The sequence below is a fragment of the Streptomyces sp. MNU76 genome (assembly GCF_020982545.1).
Lineage (GTDB): Bacteria > Actinomycetota > Actinomycetes > Streptomycetales > Streptomycetaceae > Streptomyces.
In genome coordinates, this window is record NZ_JAJKLK010000030.1 from 249804 (window position 1) to 272820 (window position 23017).

The window sequence follows — 23017 nt, forward strand, 5'->3', positions numbered from 1 at the left end:
GGCGACGCGCCGGAGTTCTACAGGGGCGTAGATCCCGAGGGCTGAGGTTCCGGTAGGCCCGGTTCCTGGAGCGCCCTCCATGCGGACGACTGACGCCTTCATCCCCGAGCGCGTCAACAGCCCCCGCCTCCTTCTACAGTGCTGTAGATTATGATGCTGGCCCGTGTCGGTCACGGCGCGGGCACCCTGACACACTTACGGAGTTCTCATGGCCCTGTGGGATCGCATCAAGGAATCCGCGACGACGATGCAGACCCAGCTCGTGGCAAAGAAGAACGACCTCAAGAGCGGCGCCTTCCGCGACGCCAGCATGGCGATGTGCGCGCTGGTGGCCGCCGCCGACGGAACCATCGACCCCTCCGAACGGCGCCGCGTGGCCCAGCTGATCGCCACCAACGAGGTGCTGCAGAACTTCGACGCCGCTGACCTGCAGCGCCGCTTCGACGACAACCTCAACAAGCTGGTCGCGGACTTCGACTTCGGCAAGGTCAGCGTGCTCCAGGAGATCGCCAAGGCGAAGAAGAAGCCCGCCGAGGCCCGCGCCGTGATCCAGATCGGCATCGTCATCGGCGGCGCCGACGGCGACTTCGACAAGACCGAGCAGGCGATCGTCCGTGAGGCGTGCTTCACCCTTGATCTGCCGCCGCACGAGTTCGATCTCTAAGCCCCACGCGGGGCAGGGGAGGGGACGGGTATGGAGATCTCCGGGATCATCAGTGCCGTCGTGATCGGCGTTATCGTGGGCACGCTGGGGCGGCTGGTTCTGCCGGGCCGTCAGCGCATCGGCGTGCTGTGGACGATCGGCGTCGGTATCGCCGCGGCCTTCGTCGGCACCGGCATCGCCGCGGGCCTGGGGGTGGCGGACACCAAGGGCGTCGACTGGATCGAATGGCTCATCCAGATCGGACTCGCCGCCGTGGGCGTGGCCGCCCTCGAACGCTTCAAGGCCCGCCGCTGACCCGACGGTCGGACAAGGGTGCTGACGCCACACAGGCGTCAGTACCCGTTGGCCGTGCATCGAGTTGACTCAAGGATGAGCGGCCGGGGTGCCAGGCCGATGGATCGCTGCTACCCCGACCGCTGCAGGGTGCGTCGATCTGGCGGACAAGGCTGATGCTCCTTTGATAGCAGTGGGCTGGAGAAACGATTCTGGCCGCATCCGGGTTTCGGGAGCACTCCGGGATCCTCATGCAATCGCGGAACGGCGAGGCTTCCCTGTGCGGATGGCGCTGTCCGTAATCCGGGACAGGGGCGGGGACGAGTGGATCGAACAGGCTTGGCATTCCTGACCTTCTTCGGCCTGGTGTGGTGGCTTGCGGGCGTGAGTGCCCTGGGCGCGGGGTTTTGGCCGGCTGCGGCTCTCGCGGGCTGTGTGGTTGCGGCGGGCGTGTGGCGTACCGGCCGGGGGCTGCGGAACACTGGTCGAACGTCGCTGCCCGCTGATGTGCGCCGCCGCTTCATCTGGATGAACATGCTGCAGTGGCTGGCTATCGCTCTGGTCGCCGCCGGGGCGCGGGTGGTCGGTGTGCCCGAACTGATTCCTGGTCTGGTGGCCGTCGTCGTCGGGTTTCACTTCCTGCCACTGGCCGCGCTCTTCCGGCAGCCGCGGTTCCACCTGACCGGCGCCTTGATGATCACGGCCGGTGTGGCTGGCTGTGCCCTCGAAGCCATCGGCGGCCCCACTGGCTCCGGGCAGACCACCGTGGGCCTCGGAGCAGCCGTCATCCTCTGGGGCACAGCCTGCCTGGCTCAGCGCGGACCGGCTGGGCCGGCAGACCATCCAGGAACTGAGGGGCATTCCCAGACAACATAGGCATCTGTAGCCTGCCGTCGAGAGCGTGCGACACTCCGAGCTGCGCGAGATTCTCATCCCCCGCGAGAACGCCAGCCGCGAGGCCGTCCGCTGTTCCTCGCCAGTCACGGCGTGTCGGATGTCGAGAACGGCACACAAACCTGTTGACCTGCATCGAAGGGCTGGTCTTCGACCGGCTCGTGAGCGGCGGCGAAGTGCCGCGCGAGCCTCTCGAAGGCATTGGCGCCGCCGCCCTACATTAAGGATCCAGCCGCCCACGGTTCCGGCCCGAGCAGCGTGCCCTCGCTCAGAAAGTACGCCTCCGCCTCGTTCAAACGCTCGGCATCCGCTTTCGCGTGGCGCGTCGACCTCACCTGGAACCCTGCTCGTACTGGCCTGCGTCCCTCCGCCGTCCACGCCCTCATTCCGAAACGGTAAGTGAGACTTCCCTCCCAGTGGGGCCCTGGGTCAGCAAATCGCGCAGCACCTGTCCGTCGCCCGGCGTGAGGCTGGTGAGGAAGCGGGCCAGGACCGCCTCCCGGTCGCTCTCGGCGTCCAGGACCCTCCGCATCCGCAACGCGGCCAGCCCGGCGGCGTCGGCGACGGCGGTCCACTCGAACGAACGGCCCGCCCGCCGACGGGCGACCGCGCCCTTGGCGTGCAGACGGGTCAGGATGGTGATCACCGTGGTGTAGGCGAGGGTGCCGCCGAGGCGCTCCTGGACCCAGGCCACAGGAACCGCCTCGGGAGCCTGGCCCAGCACGGCGAGCACCTGCTCCTCCAGCTCCCCCTGGCCGCGCCGACGCGGGGACTGCTCGGTACCGCCCCTGTTCTGGTCCGTCATACCGTCAACCTCCCCGTCTCCCGCCCCGCCTGCCACCGCGGGGCGGTTCATCGTACTGAGCCCGCCACCCGCCCGCCCCACGCCGTTTCCGCGATGTCCACTTCCGTGAGGCGGGCAAAGGGCCCCGGCAGAGCGGGCGTCATCAGCTGCCCGTGCCCGCGCTGGCGGTGTCGAGTCCCAGCCGCAGCAACCGTTCGTCGTCCGGGGAGAGTTCAGCGATGAACCGGCTGAGCACGGCGCCCCGGTCGCTCTCCTGGTCGAGGATCTGGTGCATGCGCCGGGCGGCCAGCCCCGCCGCGTCGCAGACGGCCCTCCAGACATAGGAGCGCCCGTCGCGGCGGCGCACCACGGCCTGCTTGCCGTGCAGCCTTGCCAGCGTGGTCACCACCGTGGTGTAGGCGAGGGAGGAGTCGATCTGCTCGCGCACCCAGCCGGCCGTCACCGGCCCCGGCGCGCTGCCGAGGGCGGCCAGCACCCGGGCCTCCAGTTCGCCCGGCCCTCTGCGGGGGCGCCCACGCGGCGGCGGTCCACCATGCTTGTTCTCCACCTGCCACTCCCTCTCGGTCGCTGCCGGACACGAGGGGCACAAGCACGCCCTCGCACATGTTCACGATGCCCTCTGCCTCCACTATCTTCTACGCCGTTGTAGATTCTTGACTCCGCCGGCACGAAAGTAGGGGCCGCCGGGCGTGATCACGACACAGCACAGCGAACCGCCACACCTGGCGGCACAGGGAGGCGGACACGTGGACAGGCAGCCTGGTGCATCCTGCGAACGCCGCGGGCCGGACCAGTCCCGAGGGCGCCGGCGCACCAAGACCCGGCTGACCCGGCGCGGGAGGATCCTGACCCTCACCGGTGCCGCCCTGGCCGTACTGCTCGTCGTTGCGGGCGCAGGCGGCTACTGGCTGTACCAGCGCCTCGACGGAAACATCCAGGCCGCGGGCATCGACAACAAGATCGGCGGAGACCGTCCGGTCAACCTCAGCCCAGGAGCGAAGAACATCCTGGTGGTCGGCTCGGACAGCCGCGACGGCGACAACGCGAAATACGGCAAGGGCCTGACCACCATGCAGTCGGACACTCTGATGGTGCTGCACATCGCCGCGAACCGGAAGTGGGCCGCCGTGGTCTCCCTGCCCCGCGACTCCTGGGTGCAGATACCCGCCTGCGACCGCGGCAACGGCACCAGCTCCGCCCCGCACCACTTCAAGATCAATGAGGCGTTCGCGATCGGCGGCACCACGGGCGACATCGGCTCGGCAGCGGCCTGCACCATCAAGACCATCGAGCAGAATACCGGGCTGCGCATCGACCACTTCCTCTCGGTCGACTTCCAGGGCTTCAAGGGCATGGTCGACGCCCTGGACGGCATAGAGGTCTGCCCGAAACAGGCGATCCACGACACCAAGGCCCACCTCGACCTGGAGGCCGGCTGCCAGACGGTCAAGGGCGAGCAGGCCCTCGGCTATGTCCGCACCCGCTACAGCGTCGGCGACGGCTCCGACATCGGACGCATCGGCCGCCAGCAGGAATTCATGCAGGCCCTGGCCGCCAAAGCCCAGGACAAACTGACCAGCCCCGGCGACCTGTACTCCTTCCTGGACTCGGCGACCAAATCACTGACTACCGACGAGACCCTCGCCGGGATCACACCCCTGACCAGCCTCGCCTCCAGCCTCAAGGGCATACCCGAGGACCGGCTCACCTTCCTGACCGTCCCCAACTACCCGCGCGAACTGGACGTCCCCACTGACAAGGCCAACATCTCCTGGCAGTACCCCCAGGCACACACCCTCTTCACCTCCCTCGCCAAGGACAGGGAAGTCGACAAGGACGAACTGACCGCCGCCGAGCCGGTCCCGGCCCGCACGATCACCGTCCAGGTCCTCAACGGCACCGGCATGCCCGGCCAGGCCGCCACCGCCGCCAAGGAGTTGCGCGCGGCCGGCTACACCGTTACCGGCACCGGCAACGCGCCCACGCCGGCGAAGGAAACCACCGTGACCTATCCGTCCGGCCATGAAGAGCAGGCGAAGGCCCTGGCTGCCCGGCTCAGGATCCCCGTCACCCCCAGGCAGGACGCGGATGCCGCACCCGGTGCGGTGACCCTCACCGTCGGCCCCGGCTACCCCGGACTGCGCGGCTGACCGGGGGGCCTGCATCACCCGCGTTCCATATCCGATTGCGGCATGGACGGCCCTGACAACCCTCAGCAACTTCTACAGTGCTGTAGATTTCGAGTGCAGCCACTCAGCGGCCGGACCCCCGCGCCCGGCCATTGGACACGGGAAGGGATACGACATGGGTGTGAGCCTCGCCAAGGGCGGCAATGTCTCGCTGAGCAAGGAGGCGCCGGGCCTGACGGCCGTCCTGGTCGGCCTCGGGTGGGACGTCCGCACGACCACGGGCACCGACTACGACCTCGACGCCTCCGCGCTGCTGGTCAACGAGTCCGGCAAGGTGCTTTCCGACCAGTACTTCGTCTTCTTCAACAATCTGAAGAGCCCCGACGGCTCGGTGGAGCACACCGGCGACAACCTCACCGGCGAAGGTGAGGGTGACGACGAGGCCATCAAGGTCAACCTGACCACTGTCCCCGCCGACGTTGCCCGGATCGTCTTCCCCGTCTCCATCCACGACGCCGAGAACCGCGGCCAGAGCTTCGGTCAGGTCCGGGGCGCGTTCATCCGCGTCGTCAACCAGGCAGGCGGTGCCGAGCTGGCCCGCTACGACCTCTCCGAGGACGCCGCGACCGAGACCGCGATGGTCTTCGGCGAGCTGTACCGCAGCGGCGCGGAGTGGAAGTTCCGCGCCGTCGGCCAGGGCTACGCCTCCGGCCTGGCGGGCATCGCCGCCGACTTCGGCGTCAACGTCTGACCCACCACACGTCTGCGGGCGGGCCGGACCCGCGTAGTACGTCCGGCCCGCCCGCGACGAGCACGTCCTCTGCCATATTGCCCGCCAGCGGGCCGCGGCGCCAAAACGCCGGCGCGGGCCCGCACCACACGATCGGGGGGACCTTCATGAACGAGCCCGGCCACCTCGAAGCCGTCGACCAAGCAGACTTCGAACACACGCTGCACGTCGCGCTCAACGACCCTGACATCCGCGAGACCCTGCAGCAGCCGACCGCGCAGGTCACCGCCGAGCAGTTGCGCGCCCGGGCGCTGGCCGCGGCCGACACCATCGCCGCCGAAGCGGCCACCGAGTACGCCGCCCTGGTGCGGCTGCGGACACTGGACACCCCGACCCCTGGCCCCCGTCAGCCCTCACCCGCGACCGCCGGGAACGGGCTGCTGGCGGCACTGGCCGTACTCACTCCGCTCCTGTCCGTCACGGCGGCGGCCATATTCCTTCTCCTCGGCTACGGGCTCCAACTGGCCGACACCCAGCAGCCCCTCGCCATCGCGCTGATCCGGGCCGGCTGGGTCGCCGGGGCCATAGCGGTGCTCGCCGCCGCAGCAGCGGGCACCGCACTCGTGATCACCACTGCCCGGCATCGCATCCCGTCCCGCCAACCGCAGCCGGATGCCGCCGCCCTCACTCAGGCCCACGCGGCGTGGCGCCAGGCCCTGCTGGAGCGCGGACTGCTCCCGTTCCTGCACCGCCAGCTGCACCAGCCGCCCGGCCCCGTGCCGCAGCCCCGCCCCGCTTCGTCTCCCCGCACAGCGCACTCGCCCCGGCTACAGCAGCCCGGACTTCACAGGCCCCACCCTCCCTTCCGGGACTGACACCGCCCCCACACGGGCGGGCACGCAGGCCGAAATGGTTCCGCCGCGCCATGCCGTATCCGCCGGGCCGGGCGCGCCCCTGCCCGCCACTTCTACAGTGCTGTAGATTCGTGTGTGCTGCCCCAATACACCGCTGGGGCAGCGCACTTCGGACCCCGAGCACCAGGAGGAACCGGTGGGAATCACGCTGACCAAGGGCCAGCAGATCAGCCTGGAGAAGAGCGGCGGTCAACCGCTCAGCGTCGTACGGATGGGACTGGGCTGGCAGGCCGCCCCCGTTATGTTTTCCGCGGTCCTGCAAGAGGGCCGCTGGCCTCCGGGCCCGGCATGACTGTGTCCCCCTGTCGAAGTCGATGACCTGGGGGGTGGTGTCACCGGGCCCGGGAGGTGCCGTCGGAGACGCTGATGAGAGGTCCGGCCGCCACCCGGTCCGGCGCAATGCCGGACAGCTCGCGGATGGCAGGTCTGCATAACGTGGATGCGCGAGTACGACACCACTGCCGAGGCCGGCACCGCCAACACCCTTGGAAGGGCGCGATGTTCGACACTGAAGACGTGGGCGTGTTCCTCGGCCTGGACGTCGGCAAGAGCGCCCATCACGGCCACGGACTCACCCCGGCCGGCAAGAAGGTCTTCGACAAGCAGCTGCCCAACGGCGAGCCGAAGCTGCGGGCCGTGTTCGATAAGCTGGCCGCGAAGTTCGGCACCGTCCTGGTGATCGTGGACCAGCCCGCCTCGATCGGCGCTCTGCCCCTGACCGTCGCCCGCGATGCGGGCTGCCAGGTCGCCTACCTGCCCGGACTCGCGATGCGCCGGATCGCCGACCTCTACCCGGGCGAGGCCAAGACCGACGCGAAGGACGCCGCGGTCATCGCCGACGCCGCCCGGACGATGCCCCACACCCTGCGCTCCCTGGAACTGACCGACGAGATCACCGCCGAGCTCACTGTCCTGGTCGGCTTCGACCAGGACCTCGCCGCCGAGGCCACCCGCACCTCCAACCGGATACGCGGCCTGCTCACCCAGTTCCACCCCAGCCTGGAACGCGTCCTGGGCCCCCGCCTGGACCACCAGGCCGCCACCTGGCTGCTGGAGCGTCACGGCTCCCCGGCCGCCCTGCGCAAAGCCGGCCGCCGCAGACTCGTCGAACTGATCCGGCCCAAGGCCCCACGCATGGCCCAGCGGCTGATCGACGATGTCTTCGAGGCGTTGGACGAGCAGACCGTCGTGGTCCCGGGGACCGGCACCCTCGACATCGTCATCCCCACCCTGGCCGCCTCCCTGGCCACCGTCCACACCCAGCGCCGGGCCCTGGAAGCCCAGATCAACACCCTGCTGGAGGCCCACCCTCTTTCCCCGGTCCTGACGTCGATGCCCGGCGTCGGCATCAGGACCGCCGCCGTCCTGCTGGTCACCGTCGGCGACGGCGCCGGCTTCCCGAGCGCCGCCCACCTGGCCTCCTACGCCGGACTCGCCCCGACGACGAAGTCGTCGGGGACCTCGATCCACGGCGAACACGCGCCCCGAGGCGGAAACCGGCAGCTCAAACGCGCCATGTTCCTCTCCGCCTTCGCCTGCATGAACGCAGACCCGGCCTCCCGCACCTACTACGACCGCCAGCGGGCCCGCGGCAAAACCCACACCCAGGCCCTCCTCCGCTTGGCCCGTCAACGCATCAGCGTCCTGTTCGCCATGCTCCGCGACGGCACCTTCTACGAACCCCGCGTCCCCAAGGACGTCGAACTCGCCGCATAACCCCACCAAGTCAAACCACCCCAAACCAAACCTGGGCGCCTTGACGAAGGACATAGAGGCACCCCCCCCCGCAAAGGCTTCCTCGCCAAGCTGACCGCACGCGAGATCGACCTCGACGCCTCCGCGGTCCTCTTCGCCGGCAAAGAGCCGGTCGACGTCGTCTTCTTCCAGCACCTGGTCAGCGACGACGGCTCGGTCCGCCACACCGGCGACAACCTCGTCGGCGGCGCCGGCCAGGGCGGCGATGACGAATCGATCCTCGTCGACCTGCTGCGCCTGCCCGCCCACGTCGACCAGATCGTCTTCACCGTCAACTCCTTCACCGGCCAGACCTTCGCCGAGGTGCAGAACGCCTTCTGCCGCCTCATCGACGAGAACACCGGCCAGGAACTGGCCCGCTACACGCTCTCCGGCGGCGGCTCCTACACCGCCCAGATCATGGCCAAGGTCCACCGCTCCAGCGGCGGATGGCACATGTCCGCCATCGGGGAACCGGCCGCCGGCCGCACCTTCCAGGACCTGATGCCCACCATCGCCAGCCACCTCTAGCCACCCTGCCGCCCGCCACCGGGGAGAAGACGAACACCATGTTCGGCATCAGTGAAATCGCCATCATCCTCATCATCGTCATATTGATCTTCGGTGCCAAGAAGCTCCCCGAACTCGCCCGCTCCATGGGCAAGTCGGCCCGCATCCTCAAAAGCGAGGCCAAAGCGATGAAGTCCGACCAGACGCCGCCCACCACAGCGGAGGCGTCCCCGAACGAGGCCACAGCCCCGCGCACCATCCGGGCCACACCCGGTGACACCGCCGGCCGTCCCGCGGATCAGCCGGGCAACGACACACCGCGGACCTGACCAGCCCACAACTCCAGCATGTCCCTCCCTGTACAGACCCGCCGGACCGCCACCATCCGCCGAATCGGAACGCAGCGTCACGTCATGGGCATCATCAGCTGGATCATCCTCGGACTCCTGGCCGGAGCCATCGCCAAGATCCTCCTGCCCGGACGCGACCCGGGCGGCCTCATCGGCACCACCCTCATCGGCATCGCCGGCGCCTTCACCGGCGGCTGGCTCTCCGCCAAATTCCTCGACCGGCCCATACAGAACCAGTTCTTCGACCTCACCACCTGGGGCGCAGCCATCGGCGGCTCCCTGGTCCTGCTGATCGCCTACCGCCTCCTCTTCGGCAATTCCCGCGACTGACGGCTGGCCAGGGTCACGGGCCGGCGAAGCGGTCCGACTCGGCGTACCCGACAGCGGGGTCTTCCCCTAAGAGCGCGGCATAGCCCACCCCACGGCCACTCCCCACTCACCCGCTGCCCACCGAGGTCGGCTCGCTCACCCGGCCGGGCCGGAGCCCGGGGTCAGGGTCGGGCTGTTCGAGTTCAGCCTCGGACAGCTCGAGATCGTCCGTGGGGGAATAGCTGGTCATGGCGCTCTGGCGCATCACCGCTTCGATCCGGCGTCACTCGGCGTGCTCGACCTCCGCCGACCGCAGGCATTGCTCGGCCCGGTAGTTGTCCAGCTCCCGCCCGGCGAGGTTGCGCTCCTTCTCCTGGCTTTCCTCAGCGGCGGCACGCGGTGCCGATGTGTACGGTGTGCTCGCCGTCGGGTATCTCGCCCTCGGTGCTGTACAGCGCGAGGTTCTCCAACACCACTGAAGTTGATGGTCATGATCTCCGCGAACGGCCGCAGACCGAGTGGCCTTGTTCACGAGCGCCCGCCTCGGCATCTGTAGCCGGTACCGGCGGTCAGCACCAGCACGGCCAGCAGGCTGCGTTCAACGGACGCCACCCCGCCGCATGCCGTACTCACTGCCCGGAAGGCGGGATGGGCGCGGACTGTGTCCAGGGGGTCCGTCGGTCTGGCGGATATAACTCATGGATCGGCTGTGCACTCGGGTGACGATGGTGCCCGAAACCGTGTCCCTCATGGGCGGACGTCCGGGGTCACGCGGTGGCCGCGGCTGCCGGTCCGACCAGCTCGGACAGAACGTCCTCCATCGTGACGAAGCCGATCACCTTGCCGCCCTCGCCGAGGACGGCGGCGAGGTGGCTGCCGTCGGCCCGCAGCGCGGTGAGGGTGTCGTCCAGCGGGGTGTCGATGCGAACCTGGGTGACCCGGTGCAGTGCGGCGCGCGGGAAGGGCCGGTCGCGGTCGGTGAGGCCGAGGGTGTCCTTGATGTGCAGGTACCCCAGGAGGGCACCGTCCTGGCCCGTCACAGGGAAGCGGGAGTAACCCGCCTCCGCGGCCACCCGCTCCAGCCGCGCCGGGGTGATGGTGTGCTCGACGGTGCGCATCCGCTGAGCCGGGACGAGGATCTCGCCCACCGGCCGGGTGCCCAGCTCCAGCGCGTCGCGCAGCCGCTCGCCGTCGGCGGGAGAGAGCAGGCCGGCCTCGCTGGAGTCGACGACCATGCGAGCCAGCTGGTCGTCGGTGAAGACCGCTTCGACCTCGTCCTTCGGCTCGACGCCCAGCAGCTTCAGCAGGGCGTTGGCGAAGGCGTTGATGCCGAAGATGACCGGCTTGAGGGCCCGAGTGAGAGCGACCAGGGGCGGGCCGAGGAACAGGGCGGTGTGGACCGGGGCGGCCAGGGCGATGTTCTTGGGGACCATTTCCCCGACCAGCATGTGCAGGTACGTCGCCAGGCTGAGCGCGATGGCGAACGCGATCGGGTGCACCAGGCCGTGCGGTATGTGGGCCGCCTCGAAGCCGGGCTCCAGCAGGTGCGCTATGGCCGGTTCGGCGACCGCGCCCAGCACCAGCGAGGACGCGGTGATGCCGAGCTGGGCGGTCGCCATCAGCGCCGAGAGGTGTTCCATACCCCACAGGGTCATCCGGGCCCGCTTGTGGCCCGCACGGGCACGGGGCTCGATCTGGCTGCGGCGCACCGAGATCAGGGCGAACTCGGCGCCGACGAAGAAGGCGTTGACCAGCACCATCAGGGCGCCGACGGCGAGCTGGAGGGCGGTCATCGGGACTCCTCCTCCGCCTGGGCCGGAACGCGGACCGGTTCGGTGATGCGGACCCGGTCGGCGATGTGGTGCTCGACCGCGAGGACGTCCAGCCGCCAGCCGTCGAGATGGAGGGCATCACCCTTGGCGGGGATGCGGGCGAGGCGGGTGGCGATCAGCCCGGCCACTGTCTCGTACGGGCCCTCGGGTGCGGTGAGTCCTACGCCGGCGAGCTGGTCGAGGCGTACGCTGCCGTCCGAATCCCAGACCGCACGGCCGTCCCCGGTGGCGGGTGCGGGCACCAGGTCGGGTGTCTCAAGGGGGTCGTGCTCGTCGCGGACCTCACCCACGACCTCCTCGACGATGTCCTCCACCGTCGCCACGCCCGACGTACCGCCGTACTCGTCGATGACCACGGCCATGGTGCGGGTCACCCGGAGTCGCTCCAGCAGCCGGTCGGCGGTGAGGCTGTCGGGCACCAGCAGTGGCTCGGTGGACAGCTCCGTGACCGGCGTGACGGCGCGCCGGTCCGGTTCCAGGGCGAGGACGTCGCGGATGTGGACGGTGCCGACGACCTCGTCCAGGCTGTCGCGGTAGACCGGGAAGCGGGACAGGCCGGTGGCGTGGGTGAGGTTGGCGGCGTCGGCGGCCGTCGCGTGCACTTCCAGGGCCTTGACGTCGACGCGCGGGGTCATCACGTTCTCCGCGGTCAGCTCGCTCAGGTGGAGCGTGCGGACGAACAGTTCGGCGGAGTCCGCCTCCAGCGCCCCCTCGGCGGCCGAATGCCGGGCGAGCGCGACCAGTTCCTCGGGCCCGCGGGTGGAGGCCAGCTCCTCGGTGGGCTCCAGACCGAGGCGGCGCACAAAACGGTTCGCGGTGCTGTTCAGGTGCCGGATGAACGGGCCGAAGGCGGCCGTGAAGCCGCGCTGCGGTCCGGCGACGCCCTTGGCGACCGCCAACGGCCGGGAGATCGCCCAGTTCTTGGGCACCAACTCGCCCACCACCATGAGCACCACGGTGGACACGGCCACACCCAGCAACGTGGCCACCGACGAGGCGGCACCGCCCAGGCCGACCGCCCGCAGTGGACCGCGCAGCAGCGCCGCGAGCGACGGTTCGGCGAGCATGCCGATCACCAGCGAGGTGACGGTGATACCGAGCTGAGCACCGGAGAGCTGGAGGGTCAGACTGCGTACGGCCTTCAGCGCGCGCTCGGCGCCGCGCTCGCCCTCCTCGGCGGCGCGCTCCAGGTCACTGCGTTCGACCGTGGTCAGGGAGAACTCGGCGGCGACGAACAGCGCGCAGGCCAGGGTGAGCAGGAGGGCCAGCAGGAGCAGCAGGACCTCGGTCATCGCGCCACCCCCGCTCCCTCGTTCACGGGCACCGGACGCGGTACGGCTCGGGCAGTACTAGAGAAGGCTCACCCATCGGGGGAACGTCGCTCCTATGACGACAGTGGCTGGAAACAGACTTGCGTGCCTCTACACCCACGGTAAAGGACGCACAAGGAAAGTCACCTGCGGCCTTCCTTGACCCGCAGATCGAGACACCAAGCGGCACCGGGGAACGACAGGGAGCGACCGGCGTGCGAAGTCGGACGACTCAAGAGTCCGTTTTCGCCCTTTTCTGGCATGTCCGCCGGAGCGCGCCCCTCCGCGCCCCGGCCCGCCTTCCGGGCAACGCCAACACTGCCGGTGCGGCGCGACCGTCCACCCAGGAGCTTGAGATTCCAGGCCGGGCGGCTGGAACAACGGACGACGACCGCAAGCCCTGAGAGTGGCCGACGACTGGTCGAACAGGGCGAATACGAGAGAGGACGTCTGCAGTTCCGCTGTGGAACGATCAGTGTCGGACGTCGTCCGCTGGCCGACATGGCGGCAAACGCCAGGCTCCCCGGCCACAGCGGCGATTGGCGTCGGACGTGGTGCGGCGGCGGGTTCCGGATCGCCGTGTTCCCCGAACCATCGCGCGAGTCTGCCGCAGCGTTCGACGGCGCGCACTCGTCGCTCCGTTCCCTCCCGGCTCTGAAGGTGGTGTTCAGCAGTGGTTCATCACCGGTGCGGAGCATGGTGTCGGGGCCGGAAACGAGGGTGGTGCCGTTGGGAACGACGGGTGAGTACGGTCGGAGGGGCAGGCGGAGTTCGAAGATGGGTGCAGATCCAATGGGGGTGCTGTTGATCAGGCGGTGGGTATGACCCGGTCGCGGTAGCGCGTCTGGTGGTTGCGGATGAACTCCTGCTGCTGGTGCCAGGCCCAGTAGGCGTCGAAGTCGCCGTTGGCACGGACGGCACGCAGCTTGAGCACGGCTTCAGCTCCGGACAGGCCCCAGCGGGCGCCGGTGATGTCCAGGCGGTCTTTGACCAGGTGCCGGCATGCTCCCTCGATGATTCCGGTGGCGATCGGCCAGCCGCGTTCAAGGGCGGTGTCGTAGCGCAGGTGCTCGGCCTTGCCGGTCAGGTAGTTCACGGCCTCGTCGATGCCCTTGCGCTGGGCGTCGCGCAGTCCGGCGGTGCGGGCGGCTTCCTCGAGTGCGGCGGCGGTCTGCTGCACGCCGCCGCCCAGCAGGACGCGGGCGTGACGGGCGACCCAGGTCTCGGCGGAGGCATCGCCGCTGCAGTGCAGGCACCAGGCTGCTCGCCACAGATATTCGAGCACGTGGATGAGGTCGACGATGATGTGGACGTCCACGCCGCGCTGTAGTGCTTCGGCTTTGATGAGGTCGATCTGATGGCGGGCGCCGTCGACCAGGACGACCCAGCAACGGCGGTGTCCGGGGTCGCGGTGCTCCGCCTGATCGAACACGGCGGCCACCACCTGCGCGGCGGTGTCGTTCACCGAGCCGCACAACCACTTCGACCGGGCCTTCGGCCCCTGGCAGCGCTCGGGCGCCGCGCCGTGGCCGGCGTCTTGCCGGTCGGGGTCGGCGATGATGTCGTCGGCTGTGCGCGGCGCGGGTTCGGCATCGTAGACGGCTCCCAGGGTGGCCATCCGTTTCCTGCCGTGTTTCTCCCCGGACGCCAGCCGGGTCTTCATCGCGTTGCCGCCCTTGGCCGCCGCGGCCTTCGCGGTGTCCTCGCGCAGCGCTTCGGGCCTTATCACCACGCCCTTGCCGTCGACCGACAAGATCAGTGGTGTGGTGTCGGTGCAGGGGGCGGGTACCAGGGCGTCGTAGAACGCGTCGATGTCCACCGCGGCGCTGACAGCGAGTTCCTGGACCTGCCGGTGCCCGATGCCGGAGCCGGTGTGGGCGTTGATCCGCTCGCAGGCGTCGGCGAAACTGCCGCGGGAGGACTCGATCGCGGCGAGCCGGGCCAGCCCGTGCGAGTGCATTCCGTCCGGAAGGTTCAGCACCGCGTCGGCCGGGTGCAGGTCCGCCACCCTGGTGCCGCGGTAGGCGATCCGGACCACGGTGACCTTGCCGAACACCGTGGCCAGCCTCCGACGTCGGTCCCGCTCGATCCTCGAGCGCTCGACACCGGTGGCGTCCACGACCTCCTGCCGACGCACCTCCTCCCTGGCCCGCAGGGTCAGATGGTCCTGGAACAACTGCCGGGTGACCTCGCGCATCCGCGCTCCCAGCAGATCCTCCAACTGCGCATGCGTCATCACCGCCGCCTGAGGAGCCGCCAGCTCCGCACACGCCGCGGTGAACAGACCCGCCGAGGCGGCGAAGGCGTCCTCACACTCCGCGAGCGCACCCCGGGCCGGCCCGACCACGCTCACCACCCCTGCTTCCTGCCGTCGACCTTGAACAGCCCGGACGAAGGTTCAGCCAGGATCCCGCGCTCCACCAGCCTCTTCAGCTTCGAACGAATCCCCTCGACATGCCGCGGCTCAATCCCCAGACCCAGGTGCCGGCAGACCTCTTTGCAGCGCATCGCCGCCCCCGAGGTTGCGAACAAAGCGATGATCTCCCGGTACTCCGGCGACATCACCGTCACGTCCAGCTCTGCCTCGGCCTTCACCAGCGCCACAGCGACCCCGCCGTCACCCCCACCCGCGGCGTCCGTGCCCGGCACCGGCGAAGACGGCGCGGCCAGCACCTCCTCCACCGTCTCGCGCGCGATCTGCAACCGCGCCAGCCGCTCCTCGGCCCGCGACAACTCCTCGGACAGACCAGCGATCTGCTCACGCAGCCGCTCGGCCTGGCCCAGCACCTCAGCCCGCCTGGACTCCAACGCCTCCATCAACGACGGCACACCACACCCACCCTCACTCAGCACCCGCACGCTTCACGGCGCGCTCGACCCCAGCGACGGTAAAAGTCGGCACAACCGGCCACATCCCGAACCCCCTGCGAATCACCCCAACGAGGCACCCTCAGAAGATCTACACCCTTCGAAGATGGCCATGCCCTGCAGATGAGAGCCCTGCGGCACGGTGACCGAGTGCGAGCGGGACGGGCAGCAGGGAACAGAAGCCGACCTGTGCGCCACGCATACCTGGAACCCGATGTGGACAACCCGGCAAGCCACGCGAACGATGGAGACACGGGAGCGCGGCTGCCGTGGCTGGCCGTGCTCTTCCCCGTGCTCGGCGCGCTCGTGGCGGTCTTCGGCTGGATCGGACGGCTCGGCCTGCGGCGCCGGGCCGCAGCGTCGCGCAGTTGTGGACGCCGAGGGCGCTCGGCCGGCCCAGGCCGCGCGCCACCGTCGGCTACGCCGCCTGCGTGCTCGGCCTGCTCGTGGTGGCCGACGCCGGTCCCGCCCACCACGACCCGTTCGGGCTGCCGACCGCAGCCCTGGCCTGCTTCCTGGCCGACACGACCCTGCTGCACGCGGCCCGCGCAGCAGCCGACCCCCGGGACGGCTGAGCAACTACGCGTGCGGCTCGGGGACAGGACCGGCCTGCGCCTGGTGGCGCCCCCGTGGGCAGTGCGAGAGGCTGAGAGCAGAGCGCCGGGCCGTTGCCCGCGTCGACGCCGTGGCGAGGAGAGCGCAGCGTGTTGCCCAGGCCGGTCGTGGTGGGAGTGGACGGCTCCCCCTCCGCGCTGGCCGCCGTGGAGGCCGCAGCACAAGAAGCCCGGATGAGGGGGGCCAAGCTGCACGTCGTGCATGCCTTTGTCTGGCCCGCCATGCATGTCCCGCCCGGCGGCTCGCCTCTGGGCCCGCCCGCGGGAGGCGTGCGGGAAGGCATCGAGCATCTGCTTGCCGAAGCCGTCGAACGAGCCCTGGCCACCGCACCCGGGGTGGTGGCCGACCAGGCGGTCATCACGGGAGAAGCTGTCACAGCCCTGGAAGCCCAGTCGAGGACGGCGCAGCTGATGGTGGTGGGCCATCGCGGCTCGGGCGGATTCGCAGGGCTGCTGCTGGGATCGACGTCGGTCCATCTGGCCGCTCACAGCCACTGCCCGGTGACGGTGGTACGGGACCGGATGGCGGATGACGGGCCGGTGCTGGTGGCGGTGGACGGTACACCCCAGAACCGGGGGGCGATCGCGTGCGCCTTCGAGGAGGCATCACTGCGAGGTGCAAACCTGGTGGCGCTGCACGTATGGGGGACATGGAGCGACCACGGTGACACCCGCCCGGAGGACCTAGTAAACCTGACCGGTGACGTGGAGACGCTTCAGGCACACGAGGAGCGACTCCTTGACGAGGCCCTGTCCGGGCACCGGGAGGAGCACCCTGAAGTGACCGCGCATGTGCGTGTCGTGCGAGGCCGTACGCCGCCGACGCTGATCGAGGCGAGTCGTGACGCCCAGCTCATCGTGGTCGGTGCGCGCGGACGCGGCGGATTAACCGGACTGCTCCTGGGCTCGGTCAGTCAGACCGTGCTCCATCACGCGCACTGCCCGGTCACCGTGGTGCGTTCGGGCCTGATGTGACACCCCGTTCAGTTGGGTATACGCATCTGCCTGCCTGGTGCGGAAGCAGCGCGCACACCTCGGAAACCCCCGCGGCCGGAGTGTGCCGGCGGTCCTCGCGGTCGCGCTGCCACAGGGCCATCTCCAGTGCATCCAGGACGAGTTGGGTCTCCTTGGAGGTGGAGGCGGACCAGCCGACGATGAGCCGGGAGAAGGTGTCCACGACGAAGGCGACGTAGACGACACCGCTCCAGGCGGCGACGTGCGTGAAGTCGGCCACCCAGCAGCGGTTCGGGGCACTGGCGACGAAGTTGCGGTCGAGAAGGTCCGGGGCCCGCCCGGCGGCCGGATCGGTGATCGTCGTGATCACCTTCTTGCCGCGGACGGCGCTGGTGATGCCGAGTTCGCGCATGAGGCGCTCGACGGTGCAGCGGGCCACGGCATGCCCCTGACGGTTCAGCACGCGCCAGATCTTCCGGGCCCCGTAGACGCGGTAGTTGGACGTGTAGACCTCCTGGATCCGTTCTTTGACCCGCGTTCCGCGTAATTCGGAGCTCATAGAGCCACGGCACACCTACTGGCCTTCAGCTTCTCCCCTTCGGGTGCTGCGGGCCGTTTCTCTAGGGCTTGACGTTCTCGCAGGTCAGGGCAGGTCCTGAATCCGACCGCCATCGGGCCGCCGGGCCGTGCCTGGCCGATCAAGACGGGAGCCACGATAGAGGGGCGGTGCCCCGCCGGACACAAGACTCGTCAACTTGCCCATGCTGATGCCGTTTTGGGAAGTCGGGCTTCGATGCATTGCTGGAGTCTTGGCGCACATCGCCGCCTCTCTGACCTGGGCGTTTCTCTATGCCTAGAGAAACGCCTCATCAGGCCCCTTGGGCGCGTCTCCGCAGGTCAGGGCGCCTATCGTTGCTCTAGGCGCGGCGAATTACGCGGAACGCAGGTTTGAGTTCCTCATCGCGCACGGAACGGGCGGAGGGAGTTTCGAGGCGTTTCCTGTGGGCGTAGTACGTGGAAGGGGCGATCTTGCAGTCGTGCTCGGTGAGCGTCCTGCAGATCGGCTCGACGCCGCCGAAGAGGTCCCGGTGCTCGTCGATGAACGCTACGAGCGTGTGTGTGGCCGGTCGAACTCATTGACGCGAAGAAACTCGCCGCGGCCTTCAGGATCTCGTTGGCCCGCTTGAGTTCGGCGTTCTCCTTCTTCAACGCCTTGAGCTGGGCGGACTCCTCCGTCGTCGTCCCCGGACGCTGGCCCCCGTCGATCTCGTGCTGCTTCACCCAGTTCCGCAGCGTCTCGCGGGAGCCGATGTCGAGCTTCTCTGCCACTGCCTGCAAGGCGGCCGTCTCGTTCGGGTAGTCGTCGCGCACCTCGGCGACCATGCGCACCGCACGACGGCGGAGCTCAAGCGGGTAACGGGAAGGTCGTGCCATGACTCGATCCTGAACGGAAAATCCAGGATCCTGAGGGCATGCAGGAGCGTCCGGCCGGTGCCGGACGGACGACGGGTTGATTCGGGTCAGGCAGTCAGAGGCCTGGGGCGAGGATGACTTGGTGTCCGAGCGCGGTCAGTTGACGGACCAGGTCGCGGGTGCGCCGGGCCGGGTCGATCAGACGCTGGTGGTGATCGGAGCCGAGCTCTTGGTACTCGGTCTCGGGGTTGTTGATGAGGTGCCAGATGATGACCAGGATCGATCGGGCGACGGCGACCAGGGCCTTCTTGTGGCCACGGCGTTTGACGATTCTCCGGTAGCGGGCACCGAGGAAGGTGTCGGTGCGGGAGGCGGCCATCGCCGCCTCGCCGAGGGCGCCCTTGAGCCAGGGGTTGCAGCGCTTCGAGGGCAGCGAATGTTGAGGGGCCACGAAGTTTCCGGACAGGCACCCAATAGGGTTGTCCTGAACAAGGAAACGACCACGTCCCCGGCTTGGACTCAGTCGGCTGTGCGGATGTGCATGGCGATGGGGTAGTGGTCGGAGTAGCCGTCCTCGTTGATCTTCTTGCCCATGCCGCCGAAGAGGACGGGTGCGGGGTACCGTCCAGTGCCGACCATGCCCGGCGGGTCGGTGACGATGTGGACCGAGCCGGGTTCGGCGCGCAGTGGGGCGCTGGGGGCGAGCATGTTCTCGTTGACCAGGAACTGGTCCAGGACGTTGGCCTGGTTTTCGAAGTAGAAGGTGCCGGACGGGCGGGGGGTGGGGCCGGGCTGGTCGTCGGTGCCCAGCAGCGGCCACATCAGGTTGAACAGTCGGCGCGCGGTGGTGGAGTTGAGGACCTTTTTGCGCTGCCGGCTGCTCAGGGCGTGCTGGGTCAGTGAGGGGTCGAAGGGCTCGTCGTTGAAGTCGCCCATGACGAGTGCCGGGGTGTCCGGTCCGTGTACTTCGAGGGCGCGTTCGTGGAAGTAGGCGAGGGTTTCCCCGGCCACGGCCCGGTAGGCCGCCGACTCCAGCTGGCCGCCGCTGCGGGAGGGCCAGTGGTTGGCGAACACCGCCCAGGTCTGTCCCTGGGCGGTTTCGAAGTTGACGTGGAGGATTTCGCGGGTCCCGGTGCGGCGCATCACGACGTGCTGGAACACCTGGCTGGCAGGCGCGGTGAACATCGTGGAGTCGAAGATGAACGCCACGTCGATACCCCGGTGGTCGGAGGTGTCGGCGTGCGCGACATCGTAGGTGCGGCCGGGCACGAGGGCGTTGACGGCTGCGGCCAGCTGCTGCATGACGAACTCGTTCTCCACCTCGCAGACCCCCAGCAGGTCCGGTCCCTGGCCGCTGTTCATCTGTGCGATCACCGACGCCAGCTGGCTGATCTTGCGGTCCCGTAGCTGCGGCGTCCAGCCCCGCAGATCGTCGCCCAGTACGCGTTGGAGCTTCTCACTGCGCCGCGGGGAGTTCTCTTCGTCGAAGAGGTTCTCCACGTTCCACCACGCAACGTAGATCGATCCCATGCCCGCCCAGCCTTTCGCCTCGCAGCCGTGACGGCGCCGGCCGCACGGTCACCTTCGTTGTGGAACCGGATTCGCCGCACTCCTTGCGGTTGATCTTCAACGAGCGGGTCTGGTCGTTGAGGTTGCAGGAGCGCAGATTCTGGATTGAGCCGCCGCTTTTGGCCACGTACACCCGGTGTCCCGAGTAGTCCCGCTTCTCGTAAACCCGGGCGGCGCGCTCGAACCTGGTTGCGGATTGAGCGGTCACGGATCGCTGCCGACAAGTCCTTCAATGCCGCCGTCGACCGCGCGGCGGGGCTGCCCTCCGAAGCCGACCTGCAGGGGGGACAGTCGATAGCGGCCTGTGCGGGACAGGCCCCGGCGGGAGCCGACACGGGTACGGTCAGGGGAAGGGCGCCCAGAGCGGCGACCACGGCGGCGCGCAACACGATTCCGATCATGCCGACAGAAATAGTCCGCACCACCTTGCGGGGACGGGATCACTCTCCGGTTCATCCCGTCGGCGTAGCCACCTACCCAGTGTGCTCACGAAAGTCGGCAGCGTGGTGGTGCGCGTCGAGATCGCGAGGGCCGGTGCTGATGGGCACGCCCGAGCGCCAAACGCTGTGGCAGGCACTTGCCGACTGCTGGGCAGCGCGGCACGCAACTATGCCGTTATGCCTGCACGCGGACGAGCATGACCCGGGGCGACCGTTGCCTGCCCGTTTCACCTACCGGGCGCTGGCCCCCTACGCCATCGAAGTCGTCTTCCGCCCTCAGAGCCCGGATGCGAAGCGATGGGTCTTCGCCCGGGCCTGCTTCTGGACGGACTCAACCACAGGACGGGCGAGGGCAACGTTATCTCGCCCTGCCTCCGGCGCGGTCGGCTGATCCAGCACGGATGAGGCAACAGCGGCCTTGTACGGCGCCGTGGCTATCGTGGCATGCAGGGCCGCTGTCGACTGCGGCCTCGACGGCCTGCGCCGGGATCCGTGATCGACCGTGCCGGCGTTTGACCCCAGCTACGGTGAGGGATGCGTAGCGTTCCATATGCAGGGCGGCGAGAAGTTTTCTCTGCCACCATGTCTTTCGGCTCGATGCGCGGCAAGGGGGGAGGGGCACGTATGCCTCCGATGAGCAGTGAAGATCGTCGAAGGGTTTTGATCAGACTGATCATTGTGGTCGGACTGATCGCTATCGCCGTCATTGGAATCTTCCAAGCGATTCCCAATAATGTCGGCAGGGATCACAATGAATGCGCCGGTGGCGTATGTGGCGAAGATAACGACGATAATCGAATCGGCAGCCCGGACTCTTCGAAGTGAACATGAGAAAAGTTTCTCCTCGAAGGGGATTCGCATTGGCTGCGATGGTGCTAGCTGCAACGTTGGCGACCGGCAGCTGCACTAGCAACTCGAATAACACCGAGAATAATTGCCCCAACGGCGTTTGCGGCGAGAGTAATGACGGCAATACCACGGGAGCGTCAGGGTCGGACGGCGGGTCCACCGACGGCAAGACAGGTAGCGGCGGCACGGAGTCTGAAGGCGAGGACGCCACTGGCGGCGCCTCGGGCGGCGAGAGTCCCGCAGGTGGAGCCACGAGCGGGACGGGTTCGGGTGGCGAAACCGGCGATGACGGCGACCGGTCGGCAGCCAGTTACGACCTCAAGATCCCGCATGACCACTACGTGGACGTGGACGGGAAGGCGATAACCAACCAGTCCGGCAACGCGGATGACGTCTATTTCTTCTCAGGGTATTTCAGTTTTTCCGCTCCAGTTCAGATGGGAGTCATTGAAAATGCGAACATTCCCGCATGCTCGACCCTGTCGGAACGCGCTGATGAAACCGTTGATCTGCGTAATGTGAAGACAACGCAGAGCCTTTGCATCCAGACTGACGAAGGTCAATGGGTTTTGGCCACGCTTTTGGATGCTGAGGAGCCTCCGGGCGGAATAGGGCCCGGTAGCTCGGTCACCCTCAGATTCAAATTTCTCTAGTTGGTCCGAGCCTGGAGAACATAGGCAGGGCTGTTTCAAAGTCCCAGTGGTATAGGAATGTTGCAGGTCACGGTGGTGTGACGCCTGCTGGCCGTCCCGTCTCGTACGCAACGAAGCTCCGGTTGGAGCGGGTGACCTACCAAGCGCACCGGCCACGGCCCCGACAACATGGCCACCCTCCGCAGCTTCGCGATCAACCAGCTACGAGCGGCAGGTCACACAAATATCGCCGCCGGCCTCCGCGAGATGTCCTACCAGCCCTTCCACCGCCCGCTGGACCTCCTCGGCCTGGCCTGACCAGCGACGATCCGAGATCGTCAGACTTTGCAACAGCCCTGAGAACATAGGGGTGACGGATCTTAGTTCGATCCCTCCGTGGTTCGGGTGGCGATCTCGCTGAACGAGGGCATGCCCGCGTCGACTGCCCGCTTGAATCGTGCGGCTTGTGCATCGAGTTGGGCGAGCATGCTCTCCGCAGCTGCGAGGCCAAGGCTGATGCGTTCTCAGGTTGCGAGATGAGGTAGCTCGCACGCGTGGGTGGGGTGTGACCGGTAGTGGTCGGTGGCTGCAGCGAGGTTCGCCCAGCCGGCTTGGCGCATGAGGCCGATAGCGATGACGCGCAGGGTTGCCATGGCGCGGGGTACGGTGCCGGTGCGGATGCGGGAGGCGTCCTCGGCGAATGTCATGTCTGTGACGTGGTGCAGGGCCTCGACGGACCAGTGTCCGTGGATCAACACGGCGAGCTGCTCAGCGGTTTGTTGTGTCGGGCATGGCCGGCATGCGGCGCACGAACTGCTCGCAGGTGGCGCAACCTCCTCGAAGGCGAGGCATCCCTGGGCAAGGAGTAGCTGGGCGCCCGTACCGCGCACCATGCCGGAGCGGTCGGTCAGGCACGGGCGGGCATCGCCGCCCTGAAGGCCCTGGCCGCCAGCGTGGAACGGATCGAACTGGCGGGAGAGCCACTCCACTCCCTCAACAACATCACCCGGGGCTTCCACAGCCTGCTCGTCCGCGTCAGCTGAGTCGCTTGCCGCCGACAGTCGCTGGTCGGACCCACACCGGTCGCGGGCGGTGCCGAAGGGACAGGAGAAGGGGAAACTGATAAAGCGGGTGCGTACGAAGGGCCATAGAAGCCACGTTTTGCGCGCGTCCCGGACGACTTGCTGTCCAGGACGCGCGCAGAGCAGATGTCGGCCCACAAGC

Annotated in this window: 25 protein-coding genes and 3 pseudogenes; 17 read left to right on the forward strand and 11 right to left on the reverse strand. The window is 68.4% G+C overall.

Going from position 1 to position 23017, the window contains the following annotated elements:
* Positions 1-208: 208 nt before the first annotated feature.
* The 4 genes and pseudogenes from E4N62_RS44870 to E4N62_RS50000 form a co-directional block, all read left to right on the forward strand.
* Entirely contained in the window at positions 209-664 is a 456-nt protein-coding gene (locus E4N62_RS44870) for a tellurite resistance TerB family protein (RefSeq protein WP_230224053.1), read from the forward strand.
* A 30-nt stretch (positions 665-694) separates the two neighbouring features.
* Positions 695-958 (forward strand): GlsB/YeaQ/YmgE family stress response membrane protein, encoded by a 264-nt coding sequence (locus tag E4N62_RS44875; protein ID WP_230224054.1) that lies wholly within the window; start codon positions 695-697, stop codon positions 956-958.
* Positions 959-1276: 318 nt separating this feature from the next.
* Positions 1277-1813, forward strand: a complete 537-nt coding sequence (locus E4N62_RS44880; protein WP_230224055.1) for a hypothetical protein — start codon at positions 1277-1279, stop codon at positions 1811-1813.
* A gap of 13 nt (positions 1814-1826) precedes the next feature.
* Positions 1827-2055, forward strand: a pseudogene (locus E4N62_RS50000) (TetR family transcriptional regulator); the annotation flags it as partial.
* A 158-nt stretch (positions 2056-2213) separates the two neighbouring features.
* Here E4N62_RS50000 and E4N62_RS44885 read toward each other — a convergent pair.
* Both E4N62_RS44885 and E4N62_RS44890 read right to left on the reverse strand, forming a co-directional pair.
* A complete protein-coding gene (locus E4N62_RS44885) occupies positions 2214-2636 on the reverse strand; it encodes a BlaI/MecI/CopY family transcriptional regulator (RefSeq protein ID WP_230224056.1) in 423 nt (140 codons plus the stop codon).
* A gap of 142 nt (positions 2637-2778) precedes the next feature.
* Complete coding sequence (locus E4N62_RS44890) at positions 2779-3183, reverse strand: BlaI/MecI/CopY family transcriptional regulator (protein ID WP_230224057.1); 405 nt, start codon at positions 3181-3183, stop codon at positions 2779-2781.
* A 277-nt stretch (positions 3184-3460) separates the two neighbouring features.
* Here E4N62_RS44890 and E4N62_RS44895 point away from each other — a divergent pair, with 277 nt between their 5' ends.
* From E4N62_RS44895 to E4N62_RS44930, 8 genes and pseudogenes are all read left to right on the forward strand, one after another.
* The gene (locus tag E4N62_RS44895) at positions 3461-4786 is read left to right on the forward strand and encodes an LCP family protein (RefSeq protein WP_374117259.1); all 1326 of its coding nucleotides are present in this window, start codon (positions 3461-3463) and stop codon (positions 4784-4786) included.
* Positions 4787-4940: 154 nt separating this feature from the next.
* Positions 4941-5516 (forward strand): TerD family protein, encoded by a 576-nt coding sequence (locus E4N62_RS44900; protein ID WP_230224059.1) that lies wholly within the window; start codon positions 4941-4943, stop codon positions 5514-5516.
* Positions 5517-5662: 146 nt separating this feature from the next.
* Entirely contained in the window at positions 5663-6370 is a 708-nt protein-coding gene (locus E4N62_RS44905; protein ID WP_230224061.1) for a hypothetical protein, read from the forward strand.
* 175 nt (positions 6371-6545) lie between these two features.
* Positions 6546-6647 (forward strand): annotated as a pseudogene (locus E4N62_RS44910) (TerD family protein); the annotation flags it as partial.
* Positions 6648-6907: 260 nt separating this feature from the next.
* A complete protein-coding gene (locus E4N62_RS44915) occupies positions 6908-8125 on the forward strand; it encodes an IS110 family transposase (protein ID WP_230224063.1) in 1218 nt (405 codons plus the stop codon).
* 66 nt (positions 8126-8191) lie between these two features.
* A pseudogene (locus tag E4N62_RS44920) lies at positions 8192-8674 on the forward strand (TerD family protein); the annotation flags it as partial.
* Positions 8675-8712: 38 nt separating this feature from the next.
* The gene (gene tatA / locus E4N62_RS44925; RefSeq protein ID WP_230224065.1) at positions 8713-8982 is read left to right on the forward strand and encodes a Sec-independent protein translocase subunit TatA; all 270 of its coding nucleotides are present in this window, start codon (positions 8713-8715) and stop codon (positions 8980-8982) included.
* Between the two features lie 84 nt (positions 8983-9066).
* Entirely contained in the window at positions 9067-9333 is a 267-nt protein-coding gene (locus E4N62_RS44930) for a GlsB/YeaQ/YmgE family stress response membrane protein (protein WP_230224067.1), read from the forward strand.
* 746 nt (positions 9334-10079) lie between these two features.
* Here E4N62_RS44930 and E4N62_RS44935 read toward each other — a convergent pair.
* From E4N62_RS44935 to E4N62_RS44950, 4 genes are all read right to left on the reverse strand, one after another.
* Positions 10080-11105 carry a hemolysin family protein gene (locus E4N62_RS44935; protein WP_230224069.1) on the reverse strand — a complete coding sequence of 342 codons (1026 nt, stop codon included), beginning with the start codon at positions 11103-11105 and terminating at the stop codon, positions 10080-10082.
* Positions 11102-12436, reverse strand: a complete 1335-nt coding sequence (locus E4N62_RS44940; RefSeq protein WP_230224070.1) for a hemolysin family protein — start codon at positions 12434-12436, stop codon at positions 11102-11104. Before E4N62_RS44940 ends, E4N62_RS44935 begins: the two co-directional genes overlap by 4 nt.
* An 826-nt stretch (positions 12437-13262) precedes the next feature.
* On the reverse strand, positions 13263-14801 hold the full coding sequence (locus tag E4N62_RS44945; protein ID WP_374117260.1) for an ISKra4 family transposase: 1539 nt from the start codon (positions 14799-14801) through the stop codon (positions 13263-13265).
* A 2-nt stretch (positions 14802-14803) separates the two neighbouring features.
* Positions 14804-15283: a hypothetical protein gene (locus tag E4N62_RS44950; RefSeq protein WP_230223939.1), complete on the reverse strand. Its 480-nt coding sequence runs from the start codon at positions 15281-15283 to the stop codon at positions 14804-14806.
* Between the two features lie 407 nt (positions 15284-15690).
* Here E4N62_RS44950 and E4N62_RS44955 point away from each other — a divergent pair, with 407 nt between their 5' ends.
* Both E4N62_RS44955 and E4N62_RS44960 read left to right on the forward strand, forming a co-directional pair.
* The gene (locus E4N62_RS44955; RefSeq protein ID WP_230224072.1) at positions 15691-15897 is read left to right on the forward strand and encodes a hypothetical protein; all 207 of its coding nucleotides are present in this window, start codon (positions 15691-15693) and stop codon (positions 15895-15897) included.
* Positions 15898-16029: 132 nt separating this feature from the next.
* On the forward strand, positions 16030-16911 hold the full coding sequence (locus tag E4N62_RS44960) for a universal stress protein (protein WP_230224232.1): 882 nt from the start codon (positions 16030-16032) through the stop codon (positions 16909-16911).
* On the opposite strand, the gene E4N62_RS44965 is transcribed toward E4N62_RS44960, so the two are convergent.
* The 4 genes from E4N62_RS44965 to E4N62_RS44980 form a co-directional block, all read right to left on the reverse strand.
* On the reverse strand, positions 16883-17449 hold the full coding sequence (locus tag E4N62_RS44965) for an IS3 family transposase (RefSeq protein WP_230224073.1): 567 nt from the start codon (positions 17447-17449) through the stop codon (positions 16883-16885). The two genes, E4N62_RS44960 and E4N62_RS44965, sit on opposite strands and share 29 nt — an antisense overlap.
* 398 nt (positions 17450-17847) lie before the next feature.
* The gene (locus tag E4N62_RS44970) at positions 17848-18324 is read right to left on the reverse strand and encodes a transposase (protein WP_230224074.1); all 477 of its coding nucleotides are present in this window, start codon (positions 18322-18324) and stop codon (positions 17848-17850) included.
* Between the two features lie 94 nt (positions 18325-18418).
* Positions 18419-18754 (reverse strand): hypothetical protein, encoded by a 336-nt coding sequence (locus E4N62_RS44975; RefSeq protein WP_230224076.1) that lies wholly within the window; start codon positions 18752-18754, stop codon positions 18419-18421.
* Between the two features lie 68 nt (positions 18755-18822).
* The gene (locus tag E4N62_RS44980; RefSeq protein ID WP_230224078.1) at positions 18823-19833 is read right to left on the reverse strand and encodes an endonuclease/exonuclease/phosphatase family protein; all 1011 of its coding nucleotides are present in this window, start codon (positions 19831-19833) and stop codon (positions 18823-18825) included.
* Positions 19834-20894: 1061 nt separating this feature from the next.
* On the opposite strand from E4N62_RS44980, the gene E4N62_RS44985 reads away from it, so the two are divergent.
* The 3 genes from E4N62_RS44985 to E4N62_RS48450 all read left to right on the forward strand — a co-directional run bounded on the left by E4N62_RS44985 (position 20895) and on the right by E4N62_RS48450 (position 22111).
* Positions 20895-21137 (forward strand): hypothetical protein, encoded by a 243-nt coding sequence (locus tag E4N62_RS44985; protein ID WP_230224242.1) that lies wholly within the window; start codon positions 20895-20897, stop codon positions 21135-21137.
* Between the two features lie 35 nt (positions 21138-21172).
* Complete coding sequence (locus tag E4N62_RS44990; RefSeq protein ID WP_230224244.1) at positions 21173-21814, forward strand: hypothetical protein; 642 nt, start codon at positions 21173-21175, stop codon at positions 21812-21814.
* Positions 21815-21982: 168 nt separating this feature from the next.
* Positions 21983-22111, forward strand: a complete 129-nt coding sequence (locus tag E4N62_RS48450; protein WP_268270500.1) for a hypothetical protein — start codon at positions 21983-21985, stop codon at positions 22109-22111.
* 206 nt (positions 22112-22317) lie between these two features.
* On the opposite strand, the gene E4N62_RS49135 is transcribed toward E4N62_RS48450, so the two are convergent.
* On the reverse strand, positions 22318-22782 hold the full coding sequence (locus E4N62_RS49135; RefSeq protein WP_308186352.1) for a hypothetical protein: 465 nt from the start codon (positions 22780-22782) through the stop codon (positions 22318-22320).
* Positions 22783-23017: the final 235 nt, after the last annotated feature.